The sequence below is a fragment of the uncultured Erythrobacter sp. genome (assembly GCF_947499705.1).
Taxonomy (GTDB): Bacteria; Pseudomonadota; Alphaproteobacteria; order Sphingomonadales; family Sphingomonadaceae; genus Erythrobacter.
The window spans coordinates 1,279,401-1,292,865 of record NZ_CANMPJ010000001.1 but is presented as its reverse complement, the minus strand read 5'-3'; the positions used below and the strand labels follow the sequence as shown (position 1 = coordinate 1,292,865).

Sequence of the window (13,465 nt, the reverse complement as noted above, 5' to 3'; positions counted from 1 at the left end):
AACAGTATCCCGTAGGCCGACGAATCCGCTGAGTTTCGTGACGACCGAGATACGACCGAGCACTGTCGCTCAATCGTGTCGACGACAGATCGATTTGGAGATCTATGCTCGGCGAGTAAGGCGCACCATAGTTAGCCCCGCTCCGTGAGAGAAAAATGGTCTCTTCGATACCGGCGACATTGCGGACCCATTTGCGACCGTTCCCTCGTTTGTATCCCAATGGTTGCACCATCTTTGTAATTGCGCTGCAAACCCGCTTCATCCCATCGGAGACAACCTTTGAATACTCGCCCATGGGCCGGCATTTCCCCTCGTTTAGACCTTTATGCCCGATACATTAGCGCAATCATGTCCCTCTACGTCAACCTTGCCTCAATCGCATCCCAGATCATTCCCGCCGTATCGGTGCCATTGAAAGCATCAATGGCCACGATCCCGGTCGGCGACGTCACATTGATCTCAGTCAGCCATTTGCCACCGATTACGTCGATGCCGACAAAGGTCAGGCCAAGGCGCTTCAATTCCGGCCCCATTGCCTCGCAAATCTCGCGTTCGCGATCGGTCAGCTGTGTCGCCTCTGCGCTGCCGCCCATCGCCAGGTTTGAGCGAAACTCGCCCTCGCCCGGTATGCGATTGATCGCTCCTGCGACCTCTCCGTCGACTAGGACGATGCGCTTATCACCGTCTGAGACTTCGGGCAGGAATGGCTGCACCATGTGTGGTTCTGGCCAGGTCTGATTGAAGACTTCGAATAGCGCTGTCAGGTTATCGCCGCTTTCCGGCACGCGGAAGATCGCCTTACCCCCATTGCCGTGGATCGGTTTGACGACCACAGCCCCGTGCTCGGCCATGAAGCGTTTCACTTCGTCTGGCGAGCGCGTGACAAGCGTGGGCGGCATGAACCGGCGGTAATCGAGCACCATCACCTTTTCGGGGGCATTGCGGACATTGGCGGGATCGTTGACCACAAGCGTCTCGTTCTGGATGCGCTCCAGCAGGTGCGTCGCCGTGATATAGCCCATGTGGAATGGCGGATCTTGCCGCATAAGCACCACGTCGATGTCTTTGCCGAGATCGAGCCGCTGGGCTTCACCCTTCTCAAAATGATCGCCCACGACGCGTTGCAACTTGACCGGATAAGCTTCGGCAAACAGCCGATCATTGGCATCGAGCGTCAGGCTTTCGACGTGATACTCGAACACTTCGTACCCGCGCTCCTGCGCTGAAAGCATCAGCGCGAACGACGAATCTCCGGCGATATTGATATCTTCGATCGGGTCCATTTGGACTGCGATGCGTAACGACATTCGATAATTCCTTGCGGCTTATGGCTGCCAAGCGTTGGTGATGTGGCGTGGGCTGGTGCCGGGTGCAAGGAGGATCACGTCAATTCTCAGATCGTCGTCCATGCCAGCATATTCATGCGCCACGCATTCCACCGCTGCAGCGACTCTGGCCAAGCGACGCTCGTCGATTGCCGTGGCGAGATCGGCAACCCGTTTGCGCCATTTGACTTCGACGAAGGCAATGAGGCCATCTTTACGAGCAATCAGGTCAATCTCGCCAAGCGGTGTCTTCACGCGCTCGGCGAGGATTTTCCAGCCTTGCGTGCTGAGCCATTGCGCAGCTTGCGCTTCGCCTTCCCGCCCTTTGCGCTCCGCTATCTCGCGCTTGGCTGTCATTGCGCTTTCAGTTCCACGGCACGGGCGTAGAGCGTCTGCCGGTCCAGCCCGGTCGCTTTGGCAACCTTCCCTGCGGCCTTGCTCGGGCTGGCCTCTGCCAAAGCGGCCCGCAGCAATTCGTCTGGATCCGCTGTACTTGCAGATGCGACCGGAGGCCCAATAAGGAGCACGATCTCACCCTTGGGAGGATGTACGGAAAAGTGCTCGACCAATTCTGTTGCCGAACCCGTCCTGCATTCCTCGTGCATTTTGGTCAGTTCGCGCGCCACAGCAATTTCTCGCTCAGGCCAGAGGCTGGCGATCGCTCCAAGACTCCGAACAAGTCGAGGGCCAGTCTCATAGAATACGAGCGTTGCGGCAACCGATCCCAGCTCTTCCAGAACATCGCCGCGTGCTTTGTCTTTCACCGGCAAGAATCCGGCGAACAGAAACCGGTCGTTTGGCAATCCAGCCAGCGTCAATCCTGCAATAGCTGCGCAGGCACCGGGCACGGTGAACACATCCACCCCGTTTTCGCGCGCATCGCGTACAAGGCGGTATCCCGGATCGGAGATACGCGGGGTCCCGGCATCGCTGACTAGCGCGACTGGCTCGTTCCGCGCCGCGTCGATCACTCTTGCACGCTGTTCTTCCGAGGCGTGATCGTCATATCGCTGCATGCGTGTCGACACACCGAGATGCTTCAGCAATTTCCCCGTGACTCGTGTGTCTTCACACGCAATCATCGAGCAGCGCCGCAATACGTCGACCGCACGGAGCGTTATGTCGCCTAGATTGCCAATCGGTGTCGCCACGATATAGAGACCGGGCATAATTGGTTCAGAATAAGCTGATTCAGGTTGAGACGTGTTCACATGTCCACCTTTGGAGCAGCCATCGGGGGTCGGCAAGAATGAAGCTTCTAAGCGCAGCCATTTCGGGCACGTCGCTGGTCGAGAAAACGAAATCGGTCATCAACCGCAGGACGCTTGCGCTGGCAGGTGCGGCGGCACTGTTGGGCGGCTGCCAGATCATCCCTGACACTGCGGAACCGACCACTTCAATTCCCGAAGCGACCCCAACTCCAGAGCCGAGCGCGACCGCTCTGCCGACCGATGCGACGCGTCACCGCGTTGCTTTGCTCGTGCCCATGTCCGGCAACACCGGCGCGGTCGGGCAATCGCTCGCCAATGCAACCACTATGGCTTTGATCGATACCAATGCCAGCAACCTGCGCATCACGACCTACGACACGTCGCAAGGCGCAGCAGCCGCAGCCCGCCGCGCGGTTGCCGATGGCAACCGATTGATCCTCGGCCCGCTGCTCGCCGGCAATGTGCCAGCGGTGCAAGCCGCAGCACGACCAGCGGGTATTCCTGCAATCGCATTCTCTAACGACACGACCGTCGCCAGTGCCGACGTGTTCGTGATGGGACATATTCCTGAGCAATCGATCAACCGAAGCGTGCGGTATGCCCGGCAGCAGGGCGCGAGCAACTTCGCAGCGCTTCTACCCGAAGGCGATTATGGTCAGCGGTCCTACACCGCCCTGACCAGTTCCATCAGGCAGCATGGCGGAACACTGGCCGCGTTTGAGCGCTATGCGCGCGGCAATACGTCGATTGTCGGCGCGGCGCAGCGTCTTCGCACACGTGGTGGCTATGACACTGTTCTGATCGCCGACGGAGCGCGTCTTGCGGTGCAAGCCGCCGGTGAACTCAAGAAAAGCGGCGATACGCGGGTCCTTGGAACGGAGCTGTGGAGCGGCGAGTCGGCCCTCACCCGCTCGAATGCGATCAATGGTGCGTTGTTCTCGGCAGTTTCCGATAGCCGGTACAGGCGCTTCTCAGATAGCTATGAGGCACGGTTCGGCGGTAAGCCGTATCGGATTGCGACGCTGGGTTACGATTCCGTTCTGCTGACCCTGCGCGTGGCGCGCGACTGGCGGATCGGAAATCGTTTCCCGAAGAACCAGCTTTATGACAGCGGGGGCTTTTTGGGTGTCGATGGACCATTCCGCTTTGGCCGCAACGGCGTCGTCGAACGTGCGCTTGAGGTTCGCGAAGTGCGCGGCAATCAGGTCATCGCTGTAGACGCGGCGCCAACCAGCTTCGGCAACTGAGCAAAAGAAAACTCAGTAGCTTGTGAGCGGTAGGGCGCACGCCCTATATCGGATGCATGTCCGACGACCTGTTTGAAAACACGCCGACATCAAGCGGCGACTACGACTCCTCCTCTATCGAGGTTCTCGAAGGGCTCGAGCCGGTACGCCGACGCCCGGGCATGTATATTGGCGGCACCGATGACCGCGCACTGCATCACCTCGCCGCCGAGGTACTCGACAACTCGATGGATGAGGCAGTCGCGGGTCACGCCAACCGGATCGAAGTTCGGCTGGAAGAAGGCAACCGCCTGAGCATTTCGGACAATGGCCGCGGCATCCCTGTCGACGAACATCCCAAGTTTCCGGGCAAGTCGACGCTTGAAGTGATCCTGTCTACCTTGCACTCGGGCGGCAAGTTTTCGGGCAAGGCCTATGCGACCAGCGGCGGTCTTCACGGCGTCGGTGTCAGCGTCGTCAATGCGCTGTCGTCTCACACAAGGGTCGAGGTCGCGCGCGACAAGCAGCTCTACGCTCAGGAATTTTCCAAGGGCCAGACCCTCGGAAAGATCGAACAGCTGGGTGCCGCGCCCAACCGGCGCGGGACGATGGTCACATTCACGCCGGACAGCGAGATATTCGGAGACCGCAAGTTCAAACCGCATCGGCTGTTTAGGCTGGCGCGATCCAAAGCTTACCTCTTCGCCGGAGTCGAAATCCGTTGGAAATGCGCCGAAAGCCTCGTCAGCGAGGACGTGCCTGCCGAGGCCACGTTCAAGTTTCCCGGCGGCCTCGCCGATCACCTTGCAGAGCAAGTTGGTGCGCGCGAATGTGTGACCTCTCAGCCCTTCACCGGTAATCAGGAGTTCCCTGAGAACGATGACGGCGTTTCACAGGGCAAGGTGGAATGGGCGATTGCATGGCCGCTCTATTCGGATGGCTCGACGAGCTGGTATTGCAACACTGTGCCGACCCCCGATGGCGGCACACATGAACAAGGCCTCCGCGCAGCCCTCACCAAGGGCCTGCGGGCATTCGGCGAATTAACCGGCACGAAAAAGGCCAAGGACATCTCCGCCGACGATGTGATGACCGGCGCTGAGGTGATGCTCAGTGTCTTTATCCGTGATCCGCAGTTCCAGTCGCAGACCAAGGACCGCCTGACTTCGCCAGAAGCCGCGCGGCTGGTCGAAAACGCCGTGCGCGATCACTTCGACCATTTCCTCACCGACAATATGGAGCGCGGCAAGGCGCTGCTCGGCGAGGTTATGGAGCGCATGGATGAGCGCCTGCGCCGCAAGCAGGAACGCGAGATCAAGCGCAAAACCGCGACCAATGCCAAGAAACTGCGCTTGCCTGGCAAACTCACCGATTGCTCGGGCGAAGGTGACCGCGAGACCGAGCTCTTCATCGTCGAAGGAGACTCTGCGGGCGGCAGCGCCAAACAGGCGCGCGATCGCAAGACGCAGGCAATCCTGCCGATCCGGGGCAAGATCCTCAACGTCGCCTCGGCCACAGCAGACAAGATCCGGGCGAACTCCGAAATCGCCGACCTCGGGCTCGCGCTCGGTTGCGGGACACGCAAGGACTGCGACGCAGAGAACCTGCGTTACGACCGCGTGATCATCATGACCGACGCCGATGTCGACGGGGCGCATATTGCCACGTTGCTGATGACGTTCTTCTTTCAGGAGATGCCCGACTTAGTGCGCAAGGGGCACCTCTTTCTCGCCAAGCCGCCGCTCTACAAGCTGACGGCGGGCAAGGAGAGCCGCTACGCCACCGACGAAGCGCACCGGACGCAGCTCGAAGAAACGGTCTTCAAGGGCAAGAAGGTGGAAGTTTCGCGGTTCAAAGGCCTCGGTGAAATGAACCCGCAGCAACTGCGCGAAACCACGATGAACACGGAAACTCGCTCTCTGATCCGCATCACCCTGCCACAGGAATTCGAAGACCGCGCGAGCGTGACCCGGCTGGTCGATGAGCTGATGGGCCGCAATCCCGAACACCGCTTCAACTTCATCCAGAACCACGCCAGCGATGTTGATCGCGATATGATTGACGCGTGAAGCTGACGGCAACAATCGCTCTCGCGGCAGCGGCACTGATAGCCACTTCGAGTGCGGCTGAGCGAAATGTGTTGGAAGAGCCCTACCCATTTCAGCGCTTCGATGGCGAATGGAAGCTGAAGGACGACAAGTTTCAGCAAGTATGGGACGGCAAGACGGTCGAGACTCTGTCCATTCCTGGTCACCGCACCAATTGCTCCCGCGTCAACACAGACAAGTCCGTGCTTTGCGTGGTCGATGCCGTCGACTTCCGAGGGCACATTCTGTGGGCCGTGATTCCTGCGACACGCGCAGTCTCTCACCTGTCCCATTTCGGCGAAGCGCGGTTAGGTCGCGGAACTGGTCGGATGGAAGAGAATGGCGATTTGATGCTCAGCATTCGCTTCACCGATGAGCCGCAAGGAAGCTCCAGAAAATACACATACACTTGGGTGTCAGACAATGAATATGTCATGCGCTCAGTGCAGTATGACGATGCAGGAGTGCCGACTGGAAACTGGTATGGCGGCAGCTTCGTCCGGGTGCGCACTGATGACTGACCGCCAAGACGACTACCCCGACCCGCGCGAGGAAGACATCATGGCGGGCGATCGGCGTATTTCTCGTCCAGACAGTTCGATGCCCGATTGGTACATTCCCGACGCGTCCTATCGGCCGATACCGATTGCGTGGTTCGCGGCGGCCGTCCTGATCCAGACGGTTGCGATCTCGATGATCTTCTTTGTGTTTGTCGCCAAGAGCGGATGGTTCACCATCCTGCTGGCAGGCGTTGCCAGCCTCGGCATTCTGCATTGGTCGTGGGATCGGGGCATTGGCCGGGCCGGCACAGGCTGGCGCAGCGCGACGATCATTGTGATGGCAATTCAGTTCCTGCTCATCTGCATTGGGGTCAGCGACCGTTTGTGAAACGAACGATCATCCGAATTTGCACCGTGGCAGCTGGAGCATTCGGCCTTTCCGCCTGCGCCTTGCAGCCGCCTGATCCACTCCCTCTGACACAGGGTTGCGCCGAGGTAGACGTCGCCGAGCCGGAGGATGGGCTTCGCCAGCTTTCCTTCTTCCATTCGACAGCGATCCCAAACTGCAGCCGACCGCAATTCGCAATGGAACTGTTTCGGCATACCGAGCCGACTTATGGAACGGGCAGCTATCAGTTTGTGGGAGAGGAACCAGACGATCCTGTTCTTGCCAAACACTCCGAGGTTCGCTGGCTCGCCGCACTGAAACAGGCGGTTGGTCGACCTGAGGCTGATGGGCGCCTGATTGTCTTCATCCACGGCTACGCAACCGGCTTTGACGAGGCGCATATGGACGCCGCCGAAGTCCGCGCGCTCGCAGGCGACGATATTCCGCTCGTGCTGTTGCATTGGCCGTCGCGCGACAAAGCCGCCGCTTACATCAGCGACCGGGCGAGTATCGCCTGGGCGCAGGACGAGATCACGCGCCAAATCGCCCGCCTGACCCATCTGTCGAGCGATATCACGCTTGTGTCCCACTCGCTTGGCGCCCAGGCGTTGACCAATGCGGTGATTGCGATCGATCGCGACAAGAAGGCCATTCCGCAGTCGATCAGGCGTGTCGCCCTAGCCTCCCCCGATGTCGACCGGCACCGGGCGCTGCGCCAGGGTGGTATGGTCGATCAGGTGCTGAGACATGATCGAAAACTGTTGATCTACGCCTCGCGCAAGGATCAGGCGCTTCGTGCTTCACGCAATGTGAATGGCTATTCGCGTCTCGGATCGACCAATTGCAAACACGATGTCGTGTTCAATCGCCGGGACTTAGGGAAGGATGGCAACTGCCACCTGACCGAGCCGCGCGAAGGCTTGGCGGTCGTCGATACTGGCCCTTCCGATGCGAAGGGCTTGCTGCGGCACAACGACTTTCTGAAGAGTTGTCAGGTGCGTGAGGATTTGAGGGCGTTTCTTCGAGACGAAGAACCGCCACTCTACCGAAGCATCCTTCTGAACGACGATGGCCTGACGGGATTCAAGATCGACGCGCGGATGGATTACGAAGGCGCACCGTGTCGCCCCATCATGTGAGCAGGTGCGGCGCTAGCTTTGGCTTTCGGTGTGGATATGCAGATGCCCTTCCAGCGTTTTGTGGACCGGGCATTTGTCGGCAATCTCGATAATCTTGGTACGCTGTTCATCGGTTAGATCGTCACCGAGCACCTCTATGACGCGGTTAAGCGCCTGAACTTCCATCCCCTCTTCCTCATAGGCGATGTGCCCGCAGTCTTCGGCGTGGCTGCGCTCATGCGTCACATGGATGCGAGTGCCAGTCATCGGCCATTCTTTGCGGTCGGCGTACATTTTCATCGTCATTGCCGTGCACGTGCCCAGCGCGCCGAGCAGTAGATCATAGGGCGTCGGCCCCGTGTCGTCGCCGCCATAGGAACGCGGCTCGTCGGCGACAAAGCGATGCGATGCCGTGTGGACCTCAGTCCCAAATTTCCCGTGGCCTGTTTGCACGACCACACCCTCTTCCGGCATCGGCCAGTCCTCGCGCAGCGGCAGGTAGCGATGCGCCCAGTTCGCAATCATGCTGGCTGCGAACTCCGCATCAGTGCTCTTGGTCAGCAAGTGATCCGCGCCGGCGAGACTTACAAAGCTCTTTGGGTGAAACGCCGCCGCAAACAGTGCGCTGGCATGCTCAACACCGACGATTGTGTCGGTCGGCGAATGCAGCGCGAGGTATGGCAGGCGCAATTCCTTCACCAGATCGAGCAAGTTCACCGTTTCGGTTCGCTCGAGGAATTCGCGGCTGATCGAAAAACTTTGCCCGCCAATCGTGACCGGACCTGCGCCGTCGCGTTTGATCGCCTCGTGATCGCCCTTGATGATATGCAGGACATGCGGAACATCCGATGGCGCGCCGATTGTGGCAACGGCGGCAACCTTCTCGCTCCCGAGTTCGTGGGCGGCAGCTAGAACCGCCGCACCGCCTAGACTATGCCCGACAAGCAGCAACTTTCCTTCGAACCGGGTGCAAAGATCGTCGGCCACCGCCACCAGATCAGCGATATCGGCAGCGAAACCGGCGCGCCCGAAATCGCCCTCGCTCCCGCCTAGACCGGTGAAGTCGAACCGCAGACAAGCAATGCCTTGCTTTGCTAACGCGCGCGACACGCTGATCGCGGCCTTGCTCTGCTTGGTACAGGTAAAGCAATGCGCAAAGATCGCCGCTCCGCGCACCAGCCCCGTTGGCATTTCGAGCGCGCCCTCGAGAGCATGCCCACTTGGCGTCGGGATCGAAAGTGTCTGCATCGGCATCGTCAGGTCTCCCAAAGTCTGTTGTAATCAACCCTGCACTCAATTTGCGCAGAGCGACATATTTTTCCGGCTCCGTGTAAGAAATCTCTGCGTGGCAAGACTAAACGGGTATGACCAAGCGGCAGGAACAGCTTTATCGCGAGGCGGGCGACCAGTTTGCCCCAGCCATTGCGCGTCTCGCCCGGGCGGTGGAGCGCAATCCCGATAAGGCGCGCGACCTCGAACAGGACATACACTGTGCGCTGTGGAGCAGCTTTGAGCGGTTCGAGGCCCAATGCGCGCTGAAGACCTGGGTCTATCGGGTCGCCCACAATGTCGCAGCGGATCACGTTTCGAAATCGGCGCGGGGGCCAAAAAAGGTTCCGCTCGAAGAAATCGAGACACTGCCCGCGTCAGGCAATCCCGAAGCTGAAGCTGCCGAGGCGCATGCGCTCTCGCAAGTCGCCGCCCTGATCCAGCAGCTTCCGCCGCTCGACGCACAGGTAATCGTACTTTGGCTCGAGGGCGAAAGCGGCACAGACATTGCCGACATCACCGGTCTTTCACCCTCCGCGGTAGGTGTCCGGGTACACCGCACCAAAGCCCTGCTGGCAGACCATTTCACCATGAGTTCAAATCAAGGAACCAATCCATGAGCAATCCTCCCATCCCAGGCTGGTGCGATGCGGCACCCGATGCCGCGTTCAGCGATCCCATCGATTGCAGCAAGCGAGCAGACAGCTTCGAACGGCGCATCCGGATCCGTAACATCACCGAATACGGCGCTGGCGCTTTGGTCGGCGCGATCTTCGGAGCATTGGCGGTCAAATTCTTCGTCGAAGGTGAGAACCTCATGGCGCTGACGATGGCCCTAGTGGTGGTTGGCACGGCAATTGTGATGTGGAACCTCAACAAGCGGGCGAGCAATCTGGTTCGCCATCCTGAGGAACCGTGCCTTGCTTATCTCACCCGGCAATATCGCCGCCAGTACGAGGCTCTGCGGGCCGTGCCACTCTGGTATATCGCGCCGCTGCTGCCTGGTGTCATTGGGTTTTACTTCGTCGTGATAGCGAAAGTCGCCGAACGCACGGGGTGGGTCGGTGCATTGGAAGGGTTGGCCGGTCCTGCGGCGGTCACATTCGGCGTGTTCGGAGCGGTTGCCCTTGCCAATATGTGGGCCGCGCGTACGCTCAAGCGCAAGCTGCTTTCGATGGAGGCTCTGGCGTGAGCCTGCCGCGTGTCTTAAACATCACGAAATCAGGAGTTAACCGGAAGATGACCCGTGCGTTTCTCGCCCTCATTCTCGCCTCGTTTTTTGCGTTCTCAACTCCGGTGATTGCTCAAGAAGCCCCATCTGCCGAAACGGAAGAGGCAGAAAAGAGCCAGCTGCGTATCCGCAGCGAGCAGGTAGTTGCGCTGCTTAACAGCGAGATCGAGCCAGAAGGGATCTTTACCGACGGCTTCCTTGCTGCGGTGCCGATTTCGCAGCTCGCAGCGATTTCTCAGCAGCTCACCACTCAATTCGGCGCGGCCATCGCGGTTGAAGGTCTCTACCCAATCAATGAGACACGTGCCGGTCTGCACATTCGCCTTGAACGGGCGATCGCGAAAGGCGGAATCGCTATCGACCCGGCAGATGACAACCGTATCAGCGAGCTGCTGTTCCAGGAATTCGAGCCGGTGGACGATTCTCCCGAGAAGATCGAAGCCGACCTACGCGCTCTGCCAGGGGAAGTGAGCGCATTGTTCGCTCCCGTAGGTGGCGGGCCTCCATTAATCTCGGTCGATCCCGAGAAGCAAATGGCGCTCGGCTCCACCTTCAAACTCTATGTTCTCGCCGCCTTGGCTCAGGATGTCAGGAAGGGGGGGCGTTCATGGAATGATGTCGTCGCGCTTGACACAAAGAGCTTTCCAAGCGGCATGATGCAGGACTGGCCAGATGGCGCGCCAGTGACCTTACACACACTCGCCAGCCTGATGATCTCTATCAGCGACAACACCGCGACGGATCAGTTGATCAAACTCGTCGGCAAAGGCCGTCTGGATGAGATCTTGGATGCGAGCGGTCATTCTGCCGCCGATCTGAACGAGCCGTTCCTGACCACGCGCGAGCTATTCCTGCTGAAAGGCGGCGATCGAGCAAGGCTTTCAGCCTATTCTGCAGCCGACGCCGAAGTACGCGCCCAAATACTCGGCGGCCTGGAAGACAACCCTCCCGGAGCTGGGCAGGTAGCGCGCGCCTTTTTGAGCGGTCCCGTTGCTATCGATGTCGAATGGTTCGGCAGCGCGAAGGATCTGGAAAACCTTTTCCAGTATATGGGCTCCTACGCCGATGACACGACCTACGATATCCTTGCGATCAACCCTTCCGTGCCACCGCCAATCCGCGCGAGATGGGACTACATCGGATATAAGGGCGGTTCGGAGCCCGGTGTGCTCAACCTGACTTGGTTGTTGGTGGACCCCAAGGGGAAAGGGCACGTTCTGACACTTAGCTGGAGCAATCCCGAAGCGAATATCGAACAGACTACGCTTGAACTGATCGCACAGCGCATTCTGTCCCTCCCGCGCGACTAGCCTCGCAAATCCGATAGCATTGTTCCTCTTGCGTGGGCGCGGCCCTCCCCCTATCGCAGCGCACAAATTTCAGTTGCCAAACGCAATCAAACCACATTTCAGACGAGAGGGAACCGCATGACCGATCAGCAGCGCTTTGAAGGCACCAGCTCTTACATCGCCACCGAAGATCTTAAAGTTGCGGTCAATGCTGCAGTGACCCTGCGCCGCCCCCTACTGGTGAAAGGTGAGCCCGGAACCGGGAAGACCGTTCTGGCGCACGAGATTTCCAAAGCCATCGGCGCGCCGCTGATCGAATGGAACGTCAAATCGACCACCAAGGCGCAACAGGGCCTCTACGAATACGATGCCGTCGCTCGCCTACGCGATGGTCAGCTGGGCGAAGAGCGCGTCCACGACATCCGCAACTACATCAAGAAGGGCAAACTTTGGGAGGCCTTCACCAGCCCCGAACTGCCCGTGCTGCTGATCGACGAAATCGATAAAGCCGACATCGAGTTTCCGAACGATCTCTTGCAGGAACTCGATCGTATGAGCTTCGACGTGTACGAAACACAGGAGCGGATCGAAGCGCGCGAACGCCCGATTGTCGTCATCACCTCAAACAATGAGAAAGAATTGCCCGACGCATTCCTGCGCCGCTGCTTCTTCCACTATATCAAGTTCCCTGATCGTGACGTCATGCAGTCAATTATCGACGTGCACTTCCCGGACATTCAAAAGACGTTGGTGAAGAAGGCGATGGATATCTTCTACGAGCTGCGCGACGTGCCGGGTTTGAAAAAGAAGCCATCGACCAGCGAGCTCCTCGATTGGCTGAAACTGCTGCTGAACGAAGACATGCCGCTTGAAGTGCTGCAGGACAGCAACCCCAACAGCGCAATTCCACCGCTGCACGGCGCGCTGCTCAAGAACGAGCAGGATGTGATGTTGTTCGAACGGCTCGCCTTTATGGCGCGGCGGAACCCGAGCTGATCTAACCGACAGGAAAACACTCAATGCCAGCGCGTTTCAGCGCGCTACATTTGGCGTGCGCGTCCGATGCAGAAACACGCAAGCGGTAGAATTGCGTTCCATTCACCACTGCCGGGATGACAGCCATACGCATCTCGGCCAGTTCCGGCCTGCGCTTCACCAGCGAGTCCCAACGGGCGGTTGCAAGTTCAGGCGAGAGCGTTGCTGCCAACTGGATCGTCTGACCCGCACCACTTTTGCGTGCAGGGATCGTGCGTTTTGCGGCCGCGCGAACAGGCGGCTTCTTCGCCAGCAGCTTAGGACTGATCGGAATCGCCGCATCAGTCTGCTTCGCCAAAGCGAGAGCATCCTCATCATTCGCAAGAGGCTCATCGACAACAATCACGGCTGTCGAGGTGTGACCTGTCACGCGGAACAGTTCTTTCGCGAACGCGCTCGGTAGCCGAATGCAGCCATGCGAAGCGGGATAGCCGGGAAGCTTGCCCGCATGGATTGCGATACCATCCCAGGTCAGACGCTGCATGAATGGCATCGGCGCGTTGTTGTAGAGGTTCGATCGATGGAACTTCTTTTTCTGGAGGATCGCGAAAACGCCAGACGGAGTTTCCTTGCCTCGCTTGCCTGTCGAAACGGGGCTCGTCCGCCATAGACCGCCGTCGCGGAATACGTGCATCTGCTGCGATGACGTGCTCACCACGATCACAACGCCGTCATCCAGAACATCTTCGACGAACTTTTGCGGAGGGGGGTCGGGGGTGGGTGCTGAGGTTGGAGCCGGCACCGGCAACTCTATTGCAACACTTTCGTCCGTTTCGACTTCCGCGC

General features: G+C 59.2%; 14 protein-coding genes. 9 read left to right on the top strand and 5 right to left on the bottom strand.

Annotated features, from left to right (window positions below; genetic code table 11):
• Positions 1-356: 356 nt before the first annotated feature.
• The 3 genes from gshB to rsmI are packed head-to-tail and all read right to left on the bottom strand — an operon-like array spanning position 357 to position 2,494.
• Complete coding sequence (gene gshB, locus Q0837_RS06055; protein WP_298466436.1) at positions 357-1,307, bottom strand: glutathione synthase; 951 nt, start codon at positions 1,305-1,307, stop codon at positions 357-359.
• Positions 1,308-1,325: 18 nt separating this feature from the next.
• The gene (locus Q0837_RS06050) at positions 1,326-1,682 is read right to left on the bottom strand and encodes a YraN family protein (RefSeq protein WP_298466434.1); all 357 of its coding nucleotides are present in this window, start codon (positions 1,680-1,682) and stop codon (positions 1,326-1,328) included.
• Positions 1,679-2,494 carry a 16S rRNA (cytidine(1402)-2'-O)-methyltransferase gene (gene rsmI / locus Q0837_RS06045; RefSeq protein WP_298466432.1) on the bottom strand — a complete coding sequence of 272 codons (816 nt, stop codon included), beginning with the start codon at positions 2,492-2,494 and terminating at the stop codon, positions 1,679-1,681. The genes Q0837_RS06050 and rsmI overlap by 4 nt, the downstream gene beginning before the upstream one ends.
• Before the next feature lie 80 nt (positions 2,495-2,574).
• On the opposite strand from rsmI, the gene Q0837_RS06040 reads away from it, so the two are divergent.
• The 5 genes from Q0837_RS06040 to Q0837_RS06020 all read left to right on the top strand — a co-directional run bounded on the left by Q0837_RS06040 (position 2,575) and on the right by Q0837_RS06020 (position 7,876).
• A complete protein-coding gene (locus Q0837_RS06040; protein WP_298466430.1) occupies positions 2,575-3,783 on the top strand; it encodes a penicillin-binding protein activator in 1,209 nt (402 codons plus the stop codon).
• Positions 3,784-3,839: 56 nt separating this feature from the next.
• Positions 3,840-5,831: a DNA topoisomerase IV subunit B gene (parE, locus tag Q0837_RS06035; protein ID WP_298466428.1), complete on the top strand. Its 1,992-nt coding sequence runs from the start codon at positions 3,840-3,842 to the stop codon at positions 5,829-5,831.
• A complete protein-coding gene (locus Q0837_RS06030) occupies positions 5,828-6,370 on the top strand; it encodes a hypothetical protein (RefSeq protein WP_298466427.1) in 543 nt (180 codons plus the stop codon). Before parE ends, Q0837_RS06030 begins: the two co-directional genes overlap by 4 nt.
• Positions 6,363-6,737, top strand: a complete 375-nt coding sequence (locus Q0837_RS06025) for a hypothetical protein (RefSeq protein ID WP_298466426.1) — start codon at positions 6,363-6,365, stop codon at positions 6,735-6,737. Before Q0837_RS06030 ends, Q0837_RS06025 begins: the two co-directional genes overlap by 8 nt.
• A 197-nt stretch (positions 6,738-6,934) precedes the next feature.
• A complete protein-coding gene (locus Q0837_RS06020; RefSeq protein ID WP_298466425.1) occupies positions 6,935-7,876 on the top strand; it encodes an alpha/beta fold hydrolase in 942 nt (313 codons plus the stop codon).
• 12 nt (positions 7,877-7,888) lie between these two features.
• Here Q0837_RS06020 and Q0837_RS06015 read toward each other — a convergent pair whose 3' ends face one another.
• Positions 7,889-9,109, bottom strand: a complete 1,221-nt coding sequence (locus Q0837_RS06015) for an alpha/beta fold hydrolase (RefSeq protein ID WP_298466424.1) — start codon at positions 9,107-9,109, stop codon at positions 7,889-7,891.
• A 110-nt stretch (positions 9,110-9,219) separates the two neighbouring features.
• Between Q0837_RS06015 and Q0837_RS06010 the strand changes: the two genes are divergently transcribed.
• From Q0837_RS06010 to Q0837_RS05995, 4 genes are all read left to right on the top strand, one after another.
• On the top strand, positions 9,220-9,744 hold the full coding sequence (locus Q0837_RS06010) for a sigma-70 family RNA polymerase sigma factor (protein WP_298466423.1): 525 nt from the start codon (positions 9,220-9,222) through the stop codon (positions 9,742-9,744).
• Positions 9,741-10,316, top strand: a complete 576-nt coding sequence (locus Q0837_RS06005; protein ID WP_298466422.1) for a hypothetical protein — start codon at positions 9,741-9,743, stop codon at positions 10,314-10,316. The genes Q0837_RS06010 and Q0837_RS06005 overlap by 4 nt, the downstream gene beginning before the upstream one ends.
• A gap of 47 nt (positions 10,317-10,363) precedes the next feature.
• Positions 10,364-11,665: a serine hydrolase gene (locus tag Q0837_RS06000; RefSeq protein ID WP_298466421.1), complete on the top strand. Its 1,302-nt coding sequence runs from the start codon at positions 10,364-10,366 to the stop codon at positions 11,663-11,665.
• A 117-nt stretch (positions 11,666-11,782) separates the two neighbouring features.
• A complete protein-coding gene (locus Q0837_RS05995; RefSeq protein WP_298466420.1) occupies positions 11,783-12,640 on the top strand; it encodes a MoxR family ATPase in 858 nt (285 codons plus the stop codon).
• 1 nt (position 12,641) lies between these two features.
• On the opposite strand, the gene Q0837_RS05990 is transcribed toward Q0837_RS05995, so the two are convergent.
• Positions 12,642-13,421: a L,D-transpeptidase family protein gene (locus Q0837_RS05990; RefSeq protein WP_298466418.1), complete on the bottom strand. Its 780-nt coding sequence runs from the start codon at positions 13,419-13,421 to the stop codon at positions 12,642-12,644.
• Positions 13,422-13,465 lie beyond the last annotated feature (44 nt).

Coding starts and splice junctions, on each gene's coding strand:
- gshB (WP_298466436.1), bottom strand. CDS start 1,307: ATGTCGTTACGCATCGCAGTCCAAATGGACCCGATCGAAGATATCAAT.
- Q0837_RS06050 (WP_298466434.1), bottom strand. CDS start 1,682: ATGACAGCCAAGCGCGAGATAGCGGAGCGCAAAGGGCGGGAAGGCGAA.
- rsmI (WP_298466432.1), bottom strand. CDS start 2,494: ATGCCCGGTCTCTATATCGTGGCGACACCGATTGGCAATCTAGGCGAC.
- Q0837_RS06040 (WP_298466430.1), top strand. CDS start 2,575: ATGAAGCTTCTAAGCGCAGCCATTTCGGGCACGTCGCTGGTCGAGAAA.
- parE (WP_298466428.1), top strand. CDS start 3,840: ATGTCCGACGACCTGTTTGAAAACACGCCGACATCAAGCGGCGACTAC.
- Q0837_RS06025 (WP_298466426.1), top strand. CDS start 6,363: ATGACTGACCGCCAAGACGACTACCCCGACCCGCGCGAGGAAGACATC.
- Q0837_RS06020 (WP_298466425.1), top strand. CDS start 6,935: ATGGAACTGTTTCGGCATACCGAGCCGACTTATGGAACGGGCAGCTAT.
- Q0837_RS06015 (WP_298466424.1), bottom strand. CDS start 9,109: ATGCCGATGCAGACACTTTCGATCCCGACGCCAAGTGGGCATGCTCTC.
- Q0837_RS06010 (WP_298466423.1), top strand. CDS start 9,220: ATGACCAAGCGGCAGGAACAGCTTTATCGCGAGGCGGGCGACCAGTTT.
- Q0837_RS06005 (WP_298466422.1), top strand. CDS start 9,741: ATGAGCAATCCTCCCATCCCAGGCTGGTGCGATGCGGCACCCGATGCC.
- Q0837_RS06000 (WP_298466421.1), top strand. CDS start 10,364: ATGACCCGTGCGTTTCTCGCCCTCATTCTCGCCTCGTTTTTTGCGTTC.
- Q0837_RS05995 (WP_298466420.1), top strand. CDS start 11,783: ATGACCGATCAGCAGCGCTTTGAAGGCACCAGCTCTTACATCGCCACC.